The sequence below is a fragment of the Peribacillus sp. NJ4 genome, from assembly GCF_030348345.1.
Lineage (GTDB): Bacteria > Bacillota > Bacilli > Bacillales > DSM-1321 > Peribacillus.
Genome location: NZ_JAUCFQ010000001.1, coordinates 2,075,292 through 2,093,431 on the forward strand (window position 1 = coordinate 2,075,292; position 18,140 = coordinate 2,093,431).

Sequence of the window (18,140 nt, forward strand, 5' to 3'; positions counted from 1 at the left end):
CATTTTGTAGAATAAATGATAGGAGGCTGATTACATAATGTATAATGCTATTAAAATTCTCGTGGTGGATGATGAGGAAAGAATCCGCCGGCTGTTAAAGATGTATTTGGAAAGAGAAGATTATATAATTGATGAAGCTGAAAATGGAGATGCGGCTTTAACAAAAGCCCTTGAAAATGATTATGATTTAATTTTATTGGATATTATGATGCCTGGTAAAGATGGAATCGAAGTTTGCCGTGAATTAAGGGAGAAGAAAACGACACCTATTATCATGCTGACTGCTAAAGGGGAAGAAGTGAACCGCGTTCAAGGGTTCGAAGTGGGGACCGATGATTATATCGTAAAGCCGTTCAGTCCCCGTGAAGTCGTGTTAAGGGTTAAAGCTTTATTGCGCCGCTCCTCAAGCACGGGTTACATGCAGACTGAAACGACGGCAAAAGATGTGATCGTCTTCTCGCATCTAACCATTGATAATGATGCCCACCGTGTACTTGCTGATAACAAAGAGGTTTCATTAACACCAAAAGAATATGAATTATTATATTTCTTAGCTAAATCCCCAGATAAAGTTTTCGATCGGGAGCAATTGTTAAAAGAAGTGTGGCATTATGAATTCTTTGGAGATCTTCGAACTGTTGACACGCATGTGAAACGCTTACGTGAAAAATTAAACCGCATATCCGAAAACGCAGCCAAGATGATTGTCACTGTTTGGGGTGTAGGTTACAAGTTCGAAGTCGTTAATGACTGATGCTATGGGGCAGTGTCGTAGGGAAGCTATGGGCAACGATCCTATTGCTCGTGTCATTCGTATTAATCGTTTTAACCGTTCTGCTGGTCGAATTCTTTGAGAATTTCCAAATTGAAAATATTGAAAATGATTTAACCAAAACGGCCGAACAAATCATTAAGGTAACAAATGACCATCAGGGATCTAACAATGAGGTTTTACAAATAGCTTCGGAATTAATAGGAAACGAAACGAAAATGATCATTCTAAACGATGACAAAATGATTTTCTCATCCATTGGAGGAGATAAGGAGTTTGAAATCACGCCGGAATCCATTAAGAATGATCCTGAATTGCTCAAGGTTTTTACCGAAAGAAAGACTGTAAAAAAGGAAATGGCGCTATCCGATGATCCGGGTAACGAGGAATTATCCGCAATCGTTGTTGGGATTCCACTTGAATTGAATGGGGAACAGGATGAAGTTTTCCTATTTCAATCATTGGAGTCCATGGAAGAAACCACAAAATCAACTACACAGTTCATTTTATTGGCAGCGGGCATCGCCATTATTTTGACAACGATTTTTGCTTTCTTTTTATCTACAAGAATCAATGCCCCATTGGTGAAGATGAGGGAAGCCGCACTGGCGATTGCCCGTGGGAAATTTGATACAAAGGTTCCAATCTTGACTCAAGATGAGATCGGTGAGTTGGCCATTGCGTTTAATCAGATGAGGAAACAGCTGAAATTCAATATGAATGCACTCAGTCAGGAAAAGGAACATCTCTCAAGCATTCTTAGCAGTATGGCTGATGGGGTCATTACCTTCAATAAAGATGGCACAATCCTTGAAACGAATCCGCCAGCGGAAAGGTTTCTCCAATCCTGGTACTTTGAAAAAGGCAATAACCGGGAAGATAACGTGAATGTCCCCTTGGTTTTGATGAATCTTTTTGATGAATCAGAGTCCTTCGATAAGGAGCAAGTCGGGGAAATTACCTTGCAGGGCCGAGATTGGGGATTCATTGTCAGCCCGCTATATACAAATGCCGACAATATTCGGGGAGCGGTGGCCATCATACGGGATATGAGTGATGAAAGACGTATGGACAAACTTCGGACGGATTTCATAGCCAATGTCTCCCATGAGTTAAGAACGCCCATTTCAATGCTTCAAGGATATAGTGAAGCGATCGTTGATGATATTGCGGGCAGTGAAGAGGAAAAGGTGGAGATGGCCCGCATCATCTATGATGAGTCTTTGAGAATGGGACGTTTAGTCAATGATCTGCTCGATCTGGCTAAATTGGAATCGGGAAAAATGAACCTTAGCTTTGAACATGTACCAATTTCACCTTATTTAAAGAGGATTACAAGTAAGTTTTCCGGGCTAGCCAAAGAAAAAGGGATTACAATATCAGCTAGTCTTCAAGACAATGAAATTGAATGGCATTTTGATCCTGACCGTATTGAACAGGTTTTGACTAATTTAATTGATAATGCCATTCGTCATACTCCTCCAGGCGGTAACATTGATGTCATTCAGAGGACAAGTGATCGAAGAGGTCTGATCATTGATGTGAGGGACTCTGGATCTGGTATTCCCGAAGAAGATTTACCTTTTGTATTCGAGAGGTTTTATAAAGCGGATAAGGCAAGGACCCGCGGCCGATCAGGTACCGGATTGGGTTTGGCCATCGTAAAAAATATAATCAATGCCCATGATGGCTACATTTCGGTAAACAGTCTACCTAATAAAGGGACAACGTTCAGTTTTATCCTGCCTCGAATTATGGAAAATGCCGATTGAATGACGGACAGCTTTCCAAAAAAATCTTGTTTCATAGGGAACTGTGAAGACAAAGGCAATTGGATTCATTTCCAACTTGTCTTTGTTTTTTTTAGGGAACAAGATAAGAAGTTCCGGACATGTGGAAATTGAAGGAATTTTATATTAAGATTAAAGCTGAAGTATGTAACTTTTATTGAGGAATGACGACTATATTTATGAACGGATGTGGGGAAATGATGGATTCCGTTTTCCACGATCTATATGAAAAATATCATCAGGAAGTTTATCAATTCATTTTTTATATGACTAAAAATCGAGAAACGGCAGAGGACCTTGTTCAGGAGGTCTATATCCGGGTTATGAAGGCTTATGAACGCTTCGAAGGAAAAAGCAGTGAAAAAACGTGGATTTATTCGATTGCCAGAAATGTGACGATTGATTATTTTCGGAAACAAAAAGGGTGGAAAGACAAAATCTTTCTTAACTTTGATTGGGATAGGCAATTGATTAAAGATACTCAGCCCATTCCGGAAGAAGTGGCCATCATGAACGATGATATCCAAGATATTTATCAATGCTTAAACAGGTGTACCGTCGATCAAAGATCCGTCATCATTTTAAGGTACATACAGGGCATGTCCATTACGGAAACTGCAGAAATATTAAATTGGAGTGAAAGTAAGGTAAAAACGACCCAGCACCGTGCTTTAAAGGCTATCAAAAAATTGATGGAAGATTTATCAAGTAAGGAGGGCCACCGCATTGAGAAAATCCCGTTGGAAAGAAAACGAAATTGAAGACATGCTACGCGGGCTTCCGAAATTAAAAGATGACCGAACCAAGGCAGAGGTGTATGCGAGAATACATGATTATAAAAGAAAGAAGCACTGGATACCTCTAATTGCGAGTGTGGCCTCCTTATTCTTAATGGCGGTTTTGGCGTCATCGTTAATTATTGGAAACAAGGGAACTACAAGGGAAGAGGACAGCGGCGGTAATGGGAAATTATCCATATCCGAAAATAAGGAAATGGCAGATCAGGAACGGCAAAATGGAAATATCAAAGAAAATACCTCAGAAGATAAACAGGGTAATCAAGAGTTTTTGAGTAAGCAAGCGGAGATTGAATCTAAAGACGAGGTTTCAGAAATAGAACCTCTAACAGGGGAAAAGGAAAAAACTTTTGCACATGCGATTTATCAAGACGACCTTAAAAATGCATCGATCATTACCATGGGCGTACCTGATGATCAAATGAATTTCATCGTTCCCATATCAATTAAACTCAAACATTATGACAAAGCGGATACACTGAATCGGTTAACGAATCAAATGTCCAATATCGATGAAGAGCAATATGGGCTATCTGACTATTTTCCGCTTGATATAAAGATTAGCCAAGGAAACGATATGACCACTGCTCATATTGAGTTTCGAGAAAACAGCCGATTATTGAAAGAGGATACTCTTTTCCTCCATTCGATGGAAGAAACGCTTTCCTATAATGATATAGAGAAGATGACTTTTTCTACAGGTGGTAAGCAAGGGGCAATGTTTGCCAATAAGGGATTTTTAAAGGAGGCGGATATACCTCATCAAAAAAAACGCACATACCTACTTTACCAAAGAGATGGGTCCTCTCCAAGGTTCCTAGTTCCAAGCAATATGAATTATCGGGACATTGAAGAGGCACTTCAAGCTGGAAAAGGGGAGCCGGACATGGAGGGGATTTCACCTGCAATTCCGGATGACCTTAAATGGGAAAGTATACGTTCAAAAGGAGATCTTGTGTCCATTCAATTATCAGATCAAGCAGCTATTGAAAATAGTGAGGAATCCCTTCAAGCTTTAGAAGCCATACTCTTCATTGCTAAGGATTTTGGTTTTGAAAAAGTGAAGTTTGAAAATGCACCAATTGAAGAGGTCGGCCAGTTGAATTTAACTGAAGACATATGGGTGCCTAAAGCACCGAACCTAGTGAATTGATGCAGGGGCCGGGCTAATTGATGGAGGATTGCTCTATACATTAAAAAAAAGTGCCCGCGCTGACGGGCACTTTTTTCTTCTTATAATGAAATACGGGCCATGAATGTAATTTCTTCTGTTTCCATTAAAAATTGTTTCATGTTGTCTGCCAATGGTTCATCAAAGCTTAAAACCATGATTGCTTCCCCACCAGCTTCTTTTCGGCCTACCTGCATGGTGGCGATATTCACTCCGTGATCACCAAGAACCTTACCTACGTTACCGATTACACCAGGTTTATCGGTATGCTGGATATAAAGTAAATTCGATTCCGGATGAAAGTCGATTTTGAAACCATTCAAGCTTATAATTCGAGAACCGTAATTTTCGATATAAGTTCCACTTATTGTTAATTCGCGGTTGTCACCTTTAATTTTAAGGCTGATCAAGTTAGAGTATCCTAAAGAGTCCGTAGAGATTTTTTCACCAACTGTGATGCCACGCTCTTTTGCGACCAGCAAGGCATTCACCTCATTGACTGATGCATCAACTCTTGATTTGAAGAAACCTGAGATTAGACTTTTTGTCAGAATCGCTGTATCGAAGTCCAATGATTCTCCTGCATACGTAACGGAGATTTCCTGAATCCCTTCATTCATGCACTGAGAAGCAATGGATCCCATTTGCTGAACAAGTTGATAGAATGGCTGTACCTTTTCAAACACTTCTTTAGAAATCGCTGGAAGGTTGATTGAACTGGAAACTGGATTTCCTTCGAAATAGGTCAAAACTTCTTGGGCAACCTGTACGGCTACATTTAATTGGGCCTCTTTCGTAGATGCACCTAGATGAGGTGTAGCAATGACGCTATCCAGTTCAAGCAGTTTATGGCCAAGTGGAGGTTCTTCAACGAAAACATCCAGCGCCGCCCCTGCAACATGTCCTTCAACTATCATTTCATATAAATCATCTTCGTCTAGAATTCCACCACGGGCGCAGTTCAGTACATAAACTCCTTTTTTACAGGTAAGCAGTTTTTCTTTATTGATTAAACCTCTAGTTTCATTCGTTAGTGGAGTATGTACAGTAATGATGTCTGCTTTAGGAAGCAATTCATTTAACGGTAAGGACGTTACGGCCATTTTCTTTGCACGATCAGCAGTCAGGAACGGATCATAGACAATCACATCCATCCCAAACACTTTAGCACGTTTGGCAATTTCCCCTCCGATACGTCCAAATCCAACTATACCTAATACTTTGCCGCGAAGTTCAGTTCCAGTATATGAAGAACGTTTCCATTCCCCATTCTTCAGTGAAGCATAGGCTTGCGGAATATGGCGCATTAAGGAAGCCATCATGGCAAATGTATGTTCTGCAGTTGAAATGGTATTGCCGTCAGGAGCATTAACCACGACAATCCCGCGTTTTGTCGCAGCGGGAATGTCTATGTTATCGACGCCGACACCCGCGCGTGCTATAATTTTCAACTGCGGCATACGGTTCATTAAATCTTCCGTAACCTTCGTTGCACTTCTTACAAGTATTGCATCAATCTGATCAAGTTCGTTTTCCGCTTCCTCTACTGTCTTCTGAATAAGGTGAATATTGGAAGCCTCTGATAGCGGTCCGAGTCCTTCTGGTTTGATGGCATCTGCTACTAAAATCCGATACACGTCTAAACACCTTCCTAGGGAAAAGAATTATCTTAAATTTCAGTTAATTTTACAATTTAAATGCCAATTGTGTCAATTTGGCTTCACTGATTGTAAGCGCTTAAAACTATAATTACATTTGGATCGTATGTTTAATGCCGCACTATTAATGGCTTCAACATCGATTGCCTTAAAAGAAAAAATATTTTCATTATTATAAATTTTGTGTATCCGATTTTTCTTTTAAGTGATCAATATTCATCCTAAATGTATCAACTGAGAAAAAATGCTATCACAAAAAAGGAATTTCGGATATAATGGGAAAGATAAAACAAAATTTTATAGGTCTATCTTCGGGGCGGGGTGAAATTCCCCACCGGCGGTGATGAAGGAAATTCTCTTCTAAGCCCGCGAGCCTTATGGGGCAGGATTTGGTGTGATTCCAAAGCCGACAGTATAGTCTGGATGGGAGAAGATGGAGGTTCCTGAGTGCGTTTCAACAGATATTTGCTGAACGTTTGTTTGATGTAACCTTTAATTTATCCCTTTAATTCTATTGGAATTAAAGGTTTTTTATTGAGCATCAACATGATTAAGGAACCCTAACCTCTTTTTCAGGTAGATCGGAAAAGAAGGAGAGAGAACTATGAAAAAGAACAAAGTGAAAAAAATGGTCACACTGGCCATGATGGGAAGCATTTCTTATTTATTGATGCTTTTAAATTTTCCGTTTCCAGGATTCCCGCCTTTTCTCAATGTTGATTTTAGCGACATACCAGCACTGATGGCGGCATTGATTTTCGGTCCGATGGCCGGGATTCTAGTTGAATTCCTTAAAAACTTATTGGATTTTGTCATGACAGGGACCTTGACTGTTGTACCAGTGGGACATATCGCTAACTTTATTGCGGGAATACTGTTCGTCTTGCCGACTTATTATGTATTTAATAAAATCAATTCAAAAAAAGGGATGACGTTCGCTTTACTTGCGGGTACAGTTTCCATGGCGGTATTTATGAGCGTTTTAAACTATTTTGTCTTTTTACCGGCTTATACCTTCTTTATGGGAGCGGATGCAATGTCGGCACCCGAGTCGAGAAAGTTCGTCACGACGGCAATCTTGCCTTTCAACGTGATTAAAGGCGTGCTCATCACATCTGTATTCATGTTATTGTTCATTAAATTACAGACATGGATCAATAAGCAAACATTATATAAAAATGCTTAATGGCATTGACGATAGAAACATAAAAAAACAACCGGATATCCTTATCCGGTTGTTTTTTTATGTCTTTGGCATGGGAATATGTGAAGCGACATTGGCCAAAAGAAAAAGCCATTCTCGATTGAAAATGGCTTTTACGTTTATTCGAATTTTAGTGCATCCCCGTCAAATGCCTCGTCAGCAACTTTAATAGAATCCGTTGGACATCCTTCAAATGCATCCATCATATCATCTATAAGTACATCTGGAATTTCAACGATTCCCTCATTATCGTCAAGGGTAACAAATGCAATCCCTTCGTCATCATAATCATATATATCTGGTGCTGCTGCTCCACAAGCACCACAAGCGATGCATGTTTCTTTATCCACAATAGTAAATTTAGCCATGAATATAACCCCTCCTAAGTTGATTAACAACTGATAATCTTTTTATTTCAGATTATTATCTCTTTCTTATTGTAAGACCGAATGCCAAACTTTTCAATAGAAATTGTATTGATAATAACTATCATGTAGTAGAATGTCAACGAAAAACATCGTAATAATTAACTTGGGTCTTACCATGGTTCGTCATTTAGTCACATAATTTTCCTTGTATTCATCAATAATAACGGTGATTTTTGCAGATATTTGTTACAATGGGTTTATTGGTTAAATGAAACAAGGATGTGAGTCCCATGAATAATTATCTACAGGCAATCATTCTATATGCGATAAAAAAATTTCAAGGCGAACGTTCCATTTATGCTATATACCATATGCTACAGGGAAAGAAGTCGTCACAAACAATCCAGGATGCCCATTTATTCGGGTTAACGAATATATTTGGGACAATACCTCGATTTACCCGTCAGCAATTAAATCAAAACATTGAACAGTTCCTTAAACATGACTACATTAATTTAACGGATAAATCAGATGCATATGAAATTAGTCTGCAAGGAGAGGGAATTTTAGTCGATTACTTTAAAAATAATCCTTTTCCGACGTATATAAATGGTTGGAAGTATCACAATATCACCCCTGTTTTCTGGGGAAGGTTAAACTTACTCATTCAAACCATATCCCATATTGTCCACAATGAAAGACGTTTTTATCCGATACAACGAAATCCGAAAATCCAATATTTCGTAAAGGAATTCTTACATGCCAATCGTCAGGACCGAGTGTTGATTGCCCAACATCTATATGAAGAACTGATTTCCCTTTTAGAAAGTCAAAGTGATTTGAAACGAGACATTTTCATTTTGAAATTAACTGGGGTAAACAGGATTGGGCTTACGTTTGAACAGATTGCCAAAAGTAAAGATGTAGAAGAACAATATGTACGCTTTACATTTCTTGACTCGTTGCATCAAATGCTTTCAGAAATGGAAACGGGAACGGAATACCCCCTTTTGTCCTCGTTAACCAATGATTGGCAAAGGAGTGAGAATCCTCATTTGACACAATCTTCACAGACTACTTTACGATACATACAGGACGGGAAAAACCTGGGGGAAATAGCTGAAATCCGCCGATTGAAAGTCAACACCATTGAAGATCACCTTGTTGAAATTGTCCTATCGGATAAAGGTTTCCCCATATCCGATTATGTGTCTATCGAGGATGAGAGAGAAATTGCTGCAGCTATTAAGGAACTTGGTACGAAAAAGCTTAAAGCAATCAAGAATATGGTCGATAATAAACAGATAAGCTTTTTCCAAATACGGCTTGTACTTGCGAAATTAGGTGATGGATGATGAATATAGAACGAGTCCTCAAAGAAAAATTCGGATTTGATGAATTCCGTCCAGGACAAAAAGAAGTGGTTGAATCATTGATGTCCGGCCGTCATACTTTAGCGATGCTGCCAACCGGATCCGGTAAATCATTATGTTACCAGTTGCCGGCCTATCTTTTGCATAAGACTGTCCTAATTGTCTCCCCATTATTATCATTAATGCAGGATCAGGCAGATCAGCTGAAGATGAGTGGCGAAAAAAGGGTTTTGACCCTCAATTCTTTTTTGAATTTAAATCAAAAAAGGAAAGCTTTCGACCGGTTACATAGTTATCGTTTTATCTTTTTATCTCCTGAAATGCTGAGCCTGGAGACTGTGATAAAATCCTTGAAATCCATAGAAATAGGTCTATTCGTCATCGATGAAGCACACTGCATCTCACAATGGGGATATGATTTCCGACCGGATTATTTGAATTTAGGAGAAGTGAGGCGTGAATTGAACAATCCATTGACTCTTGCCCTGACAGCAACTGCAACCACTGAAGTCCGAAGGGATATCATTGGTAAACTCAACATTGGACAAGCCAAGGAAACCGTCTCATCTGTTGACCGCGATAATATTGCAATGATTGTCGAGCGCAAGTTCAGCTACGAAGAGAAACTATCCCGTGTACTGGAGCTTGTCAGGAAATTTACAGGTAGCGGAATTATTTATTTTTCCTCTAAAAAAGTGGCGGAATCGGTCACTGGGTTTTTACAGGAAAACGGGATAGGGAGCGTCAATTATTATCACGGTGGCATGGAACAGGAACAAAGGATGCTCATTCAGCAGCAATTCATTTCCGGTCAGTTGAAAATTATATGTGCAACGAGTGCTTTTGGCATGGGTGTAAATAAATCCGATGTCAGGTATGTTATCCATTTTCATATGCCATCCACGATGGAAGCTTATCTTCAGGAGATAGGCAGGGCGGGACGAGATAGGAAGCAAAGTGTGGCTGTCTTATTATATAGTGACGGGGATGAAGGGCTTCCCCTGCATCTGATGGAGCAACAGTTGCCTACGGATATGCAAATCGATGGTGTTTGTTCTTTCCTTAATGCTTCACAAAAGATTCCGGCGAATTTGACCCTATCAGAAAAAGAACAGCTGTCCCAATCCTTTTCGTTGAACGAAATCCAGCTTCGTTTTTTTACCCAGTTCATTACAGGAAATAAAGATCCTTTATATCAAGTGGCAGAGATGAAAGAGTATTGTCAAAAGAGGAAATCCGGGAATCAAGAAAAGCTTCATAAATTCCTTATTTGGATGCAAGCACAGGAATGTCGCCGTTCAGGAATATTGGACTATTTTGAAGAAAAGCAGCGGGAAGTGAACCCCATCTGCTGTGATATCTGTGGTATGGATGCCGAGAAAATGGCTGATGTATGGCCGGAAGTCAAGGTGGATCCGGTTAATTCCTATTCAACGTGGAAAAAGGAATTGGCTTTTATCTTATTAAAGAAGGAAAATGGGAATGAAAAATAAGCAAGCTGAAATAATTAAACAACTAACAGATAAACAGTTGCTAAATAATTTGTTTCTTACACAAATTATTCTCTTAACGTTATCCATTTTTTTAGGTATTATTTTATTTAAAGACCGTTCTGCTTTTTTCGACTTATTTATCTTTGATGACCTGAACATTTTGCTGATTGGAATTCCCGCTGGAGTAATTGTCGTGTTATTTGACATTTTCTTTATGAAAGTGACACCATCTTCCTATCAGGATGATGGTGGTGTTAACGAACGCATTTTCAGTAATTTGTCATACCCGATGATTTTTGTCGTTGCTTTAGTGGTAGCGATAAGTGAAGAGTTATTATTTCGTGGAGTGTTGCAAACACATTTTGGTTTGCTTCTTACGAGCCTCATTTTTGCAGCTGTTCATTATCGATACCTTTTTAATTGGTTTTTGTTTTTAAATGTTTTGGTTTTGAGCTTCTTTATCGGTTTTCTCTTTGAAATGACCAATAATATCCTGGTGACGATTACGGCACACTTTTTGATTGACTTTATCCTGGGTATTTTAATCAGGAGCAAAAAGCAAAGAGGGTTGAGCAAGAAAGGGGGTGACTTTAATGAGTCGAGTGCAGAAGAGTGAAAAGGAAAACGATCAGGCTGGTGAACTTCGTTCGCGAATTGAACGTCAGAAGGCTAAGTCATCATTGCCCAAGCGCAGCAAAGTTCACCAGAATAAAAAGAAAAAAAGTAAAGTGAAGATTAAGTTTCCAATGATACAATTATTAGCATTGTTTTTTATTTTGCTTCCAATTGGATTTTACAGCCTTTATACATATTTACAGGAAAAACCTTTCCCTGTACATGATCCAAAAAGTGACCCAGTCGTCTTTGAAGAAAATAAGGAAGATAAAGAAGCGATTCCTACTACAGCAACGGCAGAGGATTTAAAGGAAAAGAAAGAAAAAGAAGTTGCTGAGGCTAAAGCAGAGGAAGACGAAAAGAGAAAAGCCGAAGAAAAAGCTAAAGCACAGCAAGAAGCCGAAGAAAAAGCTAAAGCACAGCAAGAGGCCGAAGAAAAAGCCAAAGCACAGCAAGAGGCCGAAGAAAAAGCCAAAGCACAGCAAGAAGCTGAAGAAAAAGCCAAAGCACAGCAAATAGCTGACGAAAAAGCAAAGGCTGAAGCGGCAGAAAAGAAAAGGGAAGCCGAAAGAGTTCAAGCGGCGAAATCGGATAAAGAGGAATACAAGGTTGTCTTACATACTGTTCAAGGTGAGGAAACATTATTCCGAATTTCCATGAATTACTACAAATCACAGGAAGGCATTGCTCTGATCAGGGAGTGGAATGGTCTGAATGGCAATGAAATTTCCAGGGGTCAGGTTTTGAAAATTCCGATCAAGAAATAATGATCGCACCTTTAGAAAACATCAAGTTTAAATCCTTCTATTTCAAAACAAAAAAGACTTTAGGCAAAAGGAGTTCTACCTTAATGTTAAAACAAAGTTGATTGGAACGGAAGGTACGAGACTCCTGCGGGGAAAGCGCGTCCAAGGGAGACCCCGCAGGCGCAATGGCGCCGAGGAGGCTCCCGGACCGCCCGCGGAAAGCGAGTGCCTGAAGTGGAAATCAACATTTAAATTTTAAAAACCTAAAAAAACTGGAGACAAACTCAATTATTATCGAGTTTGTCTCCAGTCTGACCCTGTCTTTATAGGCAGGGTATTTTTAATATTGTTCAACTTGGTTCAGTATGAAGCCAAACATGACAGGTACTTTATCATTTTTTCCACTACTCTTTCATATCATGATTTGAAAGAGTAGAGGAGGAAATGCGATGGAATCTACAATCATTTTATTGGATGAAAAAACGGATCAAGCAACTAAACAGATGCTGCAGAATGTCGTGGATCGAAAAAAAAAGTTCGAGGCTCTTAAAAGGAAACACCTTCAAAGCTTATGGGCAACCATGATTGTTGCTGCCCTTTTTTTGGTTTATCTTTATTTATATATCGTTGTACCTTATTCCTTTTTCAGTATGTTTAGTGTTTTCGTCGATCATTTTAGCCATTTCCTTTTTTTGGCGGCAGCCATAGGGCTATATGGATATATGATATTAATTAAAAAAAAGCTCGATAAAGCAGAAAAGGAGTTTCAGTTGCTTCGCTGTGAAATTATTAATAAAAGTAAGCAGTTATGGGAAAAAGAGGAAGAATGGAAAAGTCGCCATAAGGTTTTTGAAATGATGAAGAAGAATTATGATATTAACTTATATCATGAAAATAAGTGAATGATCGCGTTAAATCAAATTTAATTGCGAGTAATATGGTTTTATGGTTATATGAAGGTAACTCTTGGGATTAGGATGGAAAGAAGGTTTACGAAAGATGTTATTGGTATCTGGATTATTTTTAGTCATCATTCTGCTGGTATTTGCCACGATTATTTACATGTGGCGTATGGCCAAGCAAGATAGGTTGATTTTTCAAGACTTATTTTTCAATGACTTTCCTGAAGGGTTTGACGATGTTCGGATTTTTTTCATATCAGATCTTCATCGACGGATCATATCGGATAGATTAATTGAGGGAGCACGTGACAAGGCTGATCTGGTGATAATCGGCGGGGACATAAGGGAAAACGGGGTTCCCTTGGAACGTGTGGAAAAAAATATATTAAAATTAAAAGAACTTGGCCCCCTTTATTTTGTTTGGGGAAATAATGATTATGAAGGGGATTTCCATGAGCTTGATGCAACCCTTTTGAAACATGGAGTGAAAATCCTTGATAATACTGCTGTTTCTTTTGAGTCTCAAAATGGCAGCAAAATCGCTCTTCTGGGCATTGATGATATAACGGAAGAACGAGATAGGCTCGATCTTGCGTTGTTGGATTGCGGGAATGAAGATTTTCGGATTTTGGTGAGTCATAACCCATTGGTTAAGAAACAATTGACCCCGGAACACCATATAAGTCTCGTCCTGTCAGGTCACACCCATGGAGGGCAGATTCGCATATTCGGATTCGGTCCCTATCAGATCGGCAGCATAAAAAAAGAGGGGGACTGTTTGTATATGACGAGTAATGGCTATGGGACAAGTACAGTGCCTTTAAGGCTTGAAGCAAAGCCGGAAACGCACTTATTCACCCTGAAAAGGGGGGCATGCACTAAAATAGGCGAAGCGGTGGAGCAGACCTATTAAGCTGCTTTTAATCGAGCCTATCGAGATTTTACAGACTTAAAAAAATCCACTATAATTTCAACAATTGAACGTACAGTTATTGGAGGCCTTGTAAAACCATGCAAGAAGGTAAATATAATATAAAGGCAGTTTCAAAACTGCTAGACATTCAGCCAGGAACCCTAAGGGCGTGGGAAAGGCGCTATAAATTTATCGAACCTGTCAGGAATGAATCAGGGCACCGGCTGTATACAGAAAAACATCTGCAAATCCTTAAATGGCTCATCAATAAAACAGAGCAAGGTTTTACGATAAGCCAAGCCGTTTCGCTACTTGAAAGTACAGGCTATCTGGCGACTGGAGTTCCTGAAAAGAACCGTAAGGATGAACAAACGACTAAGTTATCGGATGAATTAATTGAAGCTCTATTAAATTTCAATGAAAATAAAGCCCATATGCTGATAAGCCAAGCATTCAGTATGTATACAATCGAACATACCATAGTTGATCTACTCGGTTCAATATTGGTTCAGATAGGGGATAAGTGGGAAAGGGGGGAAATTACTTCCGCTCATGAACACTTTGCGTCGAACATCTTAAAATCCAGGATCAGCTCAGTCATGCATACGATTCCGACTAACGGTTTTCTTCCGAAAGCCCTTACCGTTTGTGCCCCTGGTGAAAAACATGAATTCGGACTGTTGGTCTTTACCATTTTTTTAAAGCGGAAAGGATATGAAACCATTTATTTGGGAGAATCCATCGCCGATAAGGATCTTTTTACCGTTTTAAACATCATAAGACCCTCTTACTTATTCATGTCATGTTCACTAAAAGAGAATCTCGATGGAACATTTAGGCTGGTTGAGGAGTTAATGAAGGATTTCCCGGATTTGAAGGTGGGTCTTGGAGGTGCGGCGCTGAGCCTTATATCCGAAGAGAACCGTACTGCCTTCAGCGGAGTTTTGATGGGGGACACGCAATCGAAATGGGAAGAATGGCTGAAAGGTTAGCGATCGGCTTTGGAGAAATAATGGATATGCACCCTGCGACCAAGGCTTCATATGATGTATGAAGATGGTAACCAGGGGGCATTTTTTTATGAAGCTGGAGCGATTAACTAATAATAAAATCAAGATTTTTTTGACCCTTGATGATTTGATTGATAGAGGTATTTCAAAAGAAGATATTTTAGGGAATTCCTTAAAGGTCCACAAGTTATTCCAGGATATGGTTGAAGAAGCGTGCGAAGAACTCAGCTTTAAAATGAGTGGTTCCGTTGCAATCGAAATTTTTTCCCTGCCTGCACAGGGATTGATAATCATCGTAACAAAGGACGAAGAGGAACTATTGACAGACGAAGAGGAATTCTTGGATTTGCAGGTGAAAATTGATGACTTCCCCCATATTCTGTATGTTTTCAATGACTTTGAAGATATCGTCCAATTATCTCATCGATTGTCTTTACAAGGTTTGCTTAAAAGTACTCTTTATCATTATGAGGGAAGATACTATTTACTTATCGAAAATGTTAAAGACACGACCTATGACACGGTCATCTCTTTAGCGGCTGAGTATGGCCATGCATCAACATTGACACTTTGCCGCATCAATGAATATGGAACATGCATAATCCAGAATGAAGCGATACATGTTTTGATCACACACTTCAGTTAGCTGCAATACGAATGAGACAAGGCAACCACATAATGGAAAAACAATGCGGTTTGCCTTATCTGTCTCACCTTTTTGGCCGGAGAAGGTGTACGGTAAAATAGTAAGAAAACAGTTGATATGATAACGTTTTCATTTTTAGAATATTTCCAACTTTTAAATTCCCTTTTTTACTCTTGCATAAATATATCGAAGGTGTATACTAGCACATGAAGAGGACTATTTGTACATTATAATATTATATATGGATGAGATTTTCTAGGAGGTACTTTTAATGGAATCGGCAAAAGGCAATAGCCATGTAAATGAAGAAGAAAAACACGACGTACTGAGGTCTACCCAAACTGTAATACATAAAGCTTTGGATAAGCTGGGTTACCCGGAAGAAGTTTATGAGCTTTTGAAGGAACCATTGCGTTTATTAACGGTGAAGATGCCAATCCGCATGGATGATGGGACGGTTAAAATTTTCACGGGTTACCGTGCACAGCATAATGATGCTGTTGGGCCTACAAAAGGTGGTATCCGTTTTCACCCTAATGTAACGGAACGTGAAGTGAAAGCATTATCCATTTGGATGAGTTTAAAATGCGGCATCGTTGATTTACCATATGGCGGGGGTAAAGGCGGTATCGTTTGTGATCCTCGTAATATGTCCTTCCGTGAGTTGGAAAGGCTAAGCCGGGGCTATGTTCGCGCAATTAGCCAAATCGTGGGGCCGACTAAAGATATCCCGGCACCTGATGTATTTACAAATTCTCAGATCATGGCTTGGATGATGGATGAATACAGCCGTATGGATGAATTCAACTCACCAGGATTCATTACGGGTAAACCGCTTGTACTTGGTGGTTCTCATGGCCGTGAATCGGCAACTGCCAAGGGTGTAACGATTTGTATCAATGAAGCTGCCAAGAAACGCGGCATTGATATTAAAGGGGCACGGGTCGTCATTCAAGGTTTTGGTAACGCAGGTAGTTTCTTAGCTAAATTCATGCATGACGCAGGTGCTAAAGTTATTGGTATTTCAGATGCCTATGGTGCTCTACATGATCCTGAAGGACTGGATATCGATTATCTTCTCGATAGGAGAGATAGTTTCGGAACCGTAACGAAATTGTTTAAAAGCACAATTTCAAATAAAGAATTGCTTGAATTGGATTGTGATATTTTAGTTCCGGCTGCAATTGAAAACCAGATCACTGAAGAAAATGCTGCTGATATTAAAGCATCGATTGTTGTCGAGGCAGCAAACGGACCTACAACAATTGAAGCGACACAAATCCTAACGGATCGTGGAATCCTTCTTGTTCCAGATGTCCTCGCTTCTGCTGGTGGAGTAACGGTTTCTTACTTCGAGTGGGTACAAAATAATCAAGGATATTATTGGTCTGAAGAAGAAGTGGACGAAAAGCTGGAAAAAATCCTTGTGAAATCTTTTAATAATATTTATGAACTTGCACAATCCAGACGTGTTGATATGCGACTTGCGGCTTATATGATTGGCGTAAGAAAAATGGCTGAAGCTTCACGCTTCCGTGGTTGGATCTAAAAGATTCAAATTCATGTATTGATTATAGTGAAAATCATGTTCATTGCTTTATCATTGAAATGATTTGTAAAAACTCCTATCATGTATTGATAGGAGTTTTTATTTTTAGACGAACGAATTACATAGTGCATGGAAAGGCAGTGGAGTATAGATGAATGTTGAAGAAGTCATTATCATAGGTGGGGGCCCTTGTGGATTGGCAGCTGCGATCGCTCTTAAAGAAGTGGGAATTCAGTCCCTGATCATTGAAAAAGGTAATGTGGTGGATTCCATTTACCGTTATCCAACACACCAAACATTTTTCAGTTCAAGCGAAAAACTGGAGATTGGTGATACCGCATTTATTATCGAAAATCGTAAACCGGTCCGTAATCAAGCGCTAGCCTATTATAGGGAAGTAGTCAAAAGGAAAGAATTGCGAATCAATAAATTCGAAAAAGTGGAAAAGGTGGAAAAACGTGAAGATGGGAAGTTTTTAGTCAAGACATCAAAAGGTGACTATACAGCTCTACATGTGATCGTATCGACCGGATACTATGATCATCCAAACTATATGTGCATTCCGGGCGAACAGCTTCCTAAAGTGTTTCATTACTTCAAGGAGGGCCACCCCTACTTTAATTGTGATGTTGCCGTCATCGGTGGTAAAAACTCAAGTGTGGATGCGGCTCTGGAATTGGTCAAATCCGGCGCAAGGGTTACAGTCCTTTATAGAGGATCGGAGTACTCTTCAAGTATCAAACCATGGATTCTCCCGGAATTTGAATCATTAGTCCGCAATGGAACGATTACGATGGAGTTTAATGCGAATTTGGACAAGATAACTGAAGATAGTGTCATATATCATGTAGGTGAAGAGGAAAAAGTTATTAAAAATGATTTTGTGTTTGCCATGACTGGTTACCATCCTGACCATTCCTTTTTGGCTTCAATGGGCATAAATATTGATAAGGAAACTGGAAGGCCTTCATATAACGAGGAAACGATGGAGACGAATGTTAAAGGTCTTTATATTGCAGGGGTTCTGGCAGCCGGAAATAATGCGAATGAAATCTTTATCGAAAATGGCAGGTTCCATGGTGGTTTGATTGCCTATCATTTGGCTGTTAAAGAAAAGTGAATTTAATGAAATG

General features: G+C 39.4%; 17 protein-coding genes and 1 riboswitch. Of the genes, 15 read left to right on the plus strand and 2 right to left on the minus strand.

Annotated features, from left to right (window positions below):
- The first annotated feature begins 37 nt into the window (after positions 1–37).
- The 4 genes from QUF94_RS10460 to QUF94_RS10475 all read left to right on the plus strand — a co-directional run bounded on the left by QUF94_RS10460 (position 38) and on the right by QUF94_RS10475 (position 4,512).
- Positions 38–754 carry a response regulator transcription factor gene (locus QUF94_RS10460; protein WP_289315793.1) on the plus strand — a complete coding sequence of 239 codons (717 nt, stop codon included), beginning with the start codon at positions 38–40 and terminating at the stop codon, positions 752–754.
- The gene (locus QUF94_RS10465) at positions 751–2,544 is read left to right on the plus strand and encodes an ATP-binding protein (RefSeq protein ID WP_289318342.1); all 1,794 of its coding nucleotides are present in this window, start codon (positions 751–753) and stop codon (positions 2,542–2,544) included. Before QUF94_RS10460 ends, QUF94_RS10465 begins: the two co-directional genes overlap by 4 nt.
- 218 nt (positions 2,545–2,762) lie before the next feature.
- Entirely contained in the window at positions 2,763–3,323 is a 561-nt protein-coding gene (gene sigX / locus QUF94_RS10470) for an RNA polymerase sigma factor SigX (RefSeq protein WP_289318343.1), read from the plus strand.
- Positions 3,289–4,512, plus strand: coding sequence for a hypothetical protein (locus QUF94_RS10475; RefSeq protein WP_289315794.1), 1,224 nt, complete (start codon positions 3,289–3,291; stop codon positions 4,510–4,512). The genes sigX and QUF94_RS10475 overlap by 35 nt, the downstream gene beginning before the upstream one ends.
- Before the next feature lie 80 nt (positions 4,513–4,592).
- On the opposite strand, the gene serA is transcribed toward QUF94_RS10475, so the two are convergent.
- A complete protein-coding gene (serA, locus tag QUF94_RS10480) occupies positions 4,593–6,167 on the minus strand; it encodes a phosphoglycerate dehydrogenase (RefSeq protein ID WP_289315795.1) in 1,575 nt (524 codons plus the stop codon).
- Positions 6,168–6,491: 324 nt separating this feature from the next.
- Positions 6,492–6,627, plus strand: a riboswitch (FMN riboswitch).
- Positions 6,628–6,792: 165 nt separating this feature from the next.
- Here serA and QUF94_RS10485 point away from each other — a divergent pair.
- Positions 6,793–7,374: an ECF transporter S component gene (locus QUF94_RS10485; RefSeq protein ID WP_289315796.1), complete on the plus strand. Its 582-nt coding sequence runs from the start codon at positions 6,793–6,795 to the stop codon at positions 7,372–7,374.
- Between the two features lie 137 nt (positions 7,375–7,511).
- Here the strand turns inward: QUF94_RS10485 and QUF94_RS10490 are convergent, their stop codons facing one another.
- Positions 7,512–7,760 (minus strand): ferredoxin, encoded by a 249-nt coding sequence (locus QUF94_RS10490; protein WP_034308087.1) that lies wholly within the window; start codon positions 7,758–7,760, stop codon positions 7,512–7,514.
- A gap of 290 nt (positions 7,761–8,050) precedes the next feature.
- Here QUF94_RS10490 and QUF94_RS10495 point away from each other — a divergent pair, with 290 nt between their 5' ends.
- From QUF94_RS10495 to QUF94_RS10540, 10 genes are all read left to right on the plus strand, one after another.
- A complete protein-coding gene (locus tag QUF94_RS10495) occupies positions 8,051–9,115 on the plus strand; it encodes a YpbB family protein (protein ID WP_289315797.1) in 1,065 nt (354 codons plus the stop codon).
- Positions 9,115–10,626 (plus strand): RecQ family ATP-dependent DNA helicase, encoded by a 1,512-nt coding sequence (locus QUF94_RS10500; protein ID WP_289315798.1) that lies wholly within the window; start codon positions 9,115–9,117, stop codon positions 10,624–10,626. Before QUF94_RS10495 ends, QUF94_RS10500 begins: the two co-directional genes overlap by 1 nt.
- Positions 10,616–11,242, plus strand: coding sequence for a CPBP family intramembrane glutamic endopeptidase (locus QUF94_RS10505; protein ID WP_289315799.1), 627 nt, complete (start codon positions 10,616–10,618; stop codon positions 11,240–11,242). The genes QUF94_RS10500 and QUF94_RS10505 overlap by 11 nt, the downstream gene beginning before the upstream one ends.
- The gene (locus QUF94_RS10510; RefSeq protein WP_289315800.1) at positions 11,220–12,008 is read left to right on the plus strand and encodes a LysM peptidoglycan-binding domain-containing protein; all 789 of its coding nucleotides are present in this window, start codon (positions 11,220–11,222) and stop codon (positions 12,006–12,008) included. The genes QUF94_RS10505 and QUF94_RS10510 overlap by 23 nt, the downstream gene beginning before the upstream one ends.
- A gap of 428 nt (positions 12,009–12,436) precedes the next feature.
- Complete coding sequence (locus QUF94_RS10515; protein ID WP_289315801.1) at positions 12,437–12,889, plus strand: YpbF family protein; 453 nt, start codon at positions 12,437–12,439, stop codon at positions 12,887–12,889.
- 64 nt (positions 12,890–12,953) lie between these two features.
- Positions 12,954–13,802, plus strand: a complete 849-nt coding sequence (locus QUF94_RS10520; protein ID WP_353957747.1) for a metallophosphoesterase — start codon at positions 12,954–12,956, stop codon at positions 13,800–13,802.
- Between the two features lie 98 nt (positions 13,803–13,900).
- A complete protein-coding gene (locus QUF94_RS10525; protein WP_289315802.1) occupies positions 13,901–14,794 on the plus strand; it encodes a MerR family transcriptional regulator in 894 nt (297 codons plus the stop codon).
- An 88-nt stretch (positions 14,795–14,882) separates the two neighbouring features.
- Complete coding sequence (locus QUF94_RS10530; RefSeq protein ID WP_289315803.1) at positions 14,883–15,458, plus strand: genetic competence negative regulator; 576 nt, start codon at positions 14,883–14,885, stop codon at positions 15,456–15,458.
- Positions 15,459–15,729: 271 nt separating this feature from the next.
- Positions 15,730–17,007 (plus strand): Glu/Leu/Phe/Val family dehydrogenase, encoded by a 1,278-nt coding sequence (locus QUF94_RS10535; RefSeq protein WP_289315804.1) that lies wholly within the window; start codon positions 15,730–15,732, stop codon positions 17,005–17,007.
- Positions 17,008–17,158: 151 nt separating this feature from the next.
- Entirely contained in the window at positions 17,159–18,127 is a 969-nt protein-coding gene (locus QUF94_RS10540) for a YpdA family putative bacillithiol disulfide reductase (protein ID WP_289315805.1), read from the plus strand.
- Positions 18,128–18,140 lie beyond the last annotated feature (13 nt).

Bases quoted from the DNA above. Each gene is read 5' to 3' on its own strand.
- QUF94_RS10460 (WP_289315793.1), top strand. From the start codon at position 38: ATGTATAATGCTATTAAAATTCTCGTGGTGGATGATGAGGAAAGAATC.
- sigX (WP_289318343.1), top strand. From the start codon at position 2,763: ATGGATTCCGTTTTCCACGATCTATATGAAAAATATCATCAGGAAGTT.
- QUF94_RS10485 (WP_289315796.1), top strand. From the start codon at position 6,793: ATGAAAAAGAACAAAGTGAAAAAAATGGTCACACTGGCCATGATGGGA.
- QUF94_RS10490 (WP_034308087.1), bottom strand. From the start codon at position 7,760: ATGGCTAAATTTACTATTGTGGATAAAGAAACATGCATCGCTTGTGGT.
- QUF94_RS10495 (WP_289315797.1), top strand. From the start codon at position 8,051: ATGAATAATTATCTACAGGCAATCATTCTATATGCGATAAAAAAATTT.
- QUF94_RS10500 (WP_289315798.1), top strand. From the start codon at position 9,115: ATGAATATAGAACGAGTCCTCAAAGAAAAATTCGGATTTGATGAATTC.
- QUF94_RS10505 (WP_289315799.1), top strand. From the start codon at position 10,616: ATGAAAAATAAGCAAGCTGAAATAATTAAACAACTAACAGATAAACAG.
- QUF94_RS10510 (WP_289315800.1), top strand. From the start codon at position 11,220: ATGAGTCGAGTGCAGAAGAGTGAAAAGGAAAACGATCAGGCTGGTGAA.
- QUF94_RS10515 (WP_289315801.1), top strand. From the start codon at position 12,437: ATGGAATCTACAATCATTTTATTGGATGAAAAAACGGATCAAGCAACT.
- QUF94_RS10525 (WP_289315802.1), top strand. From the start codon at position 13,901: ATGCAAGAAGGTAAATATAATATAAAGGCAGTTTCAAAACTGCTAGAC.
- QUF94_RS10530 (WP_289315803.1), top strand. From the start codon at position 14,883: ATGAAGCTGGAGCGATTAACTAATAATAAAATCAAGATTTTTTTGACC.
- QUF94_RS10535 (WP_289315804.1), top strand. From the start codon at position 15,730: ATGGAATCGGCAAAAGGCAATAGCCATGTAAATGAAGAAGAAAAACAC.
- QUF94_RS10540 (WP_289315805.1), top strand. From the start codon at position 17,159: ATGAATGTTGAAGAAGTCATTATCATAGGTGGGGGCCCTTGTGGATTG.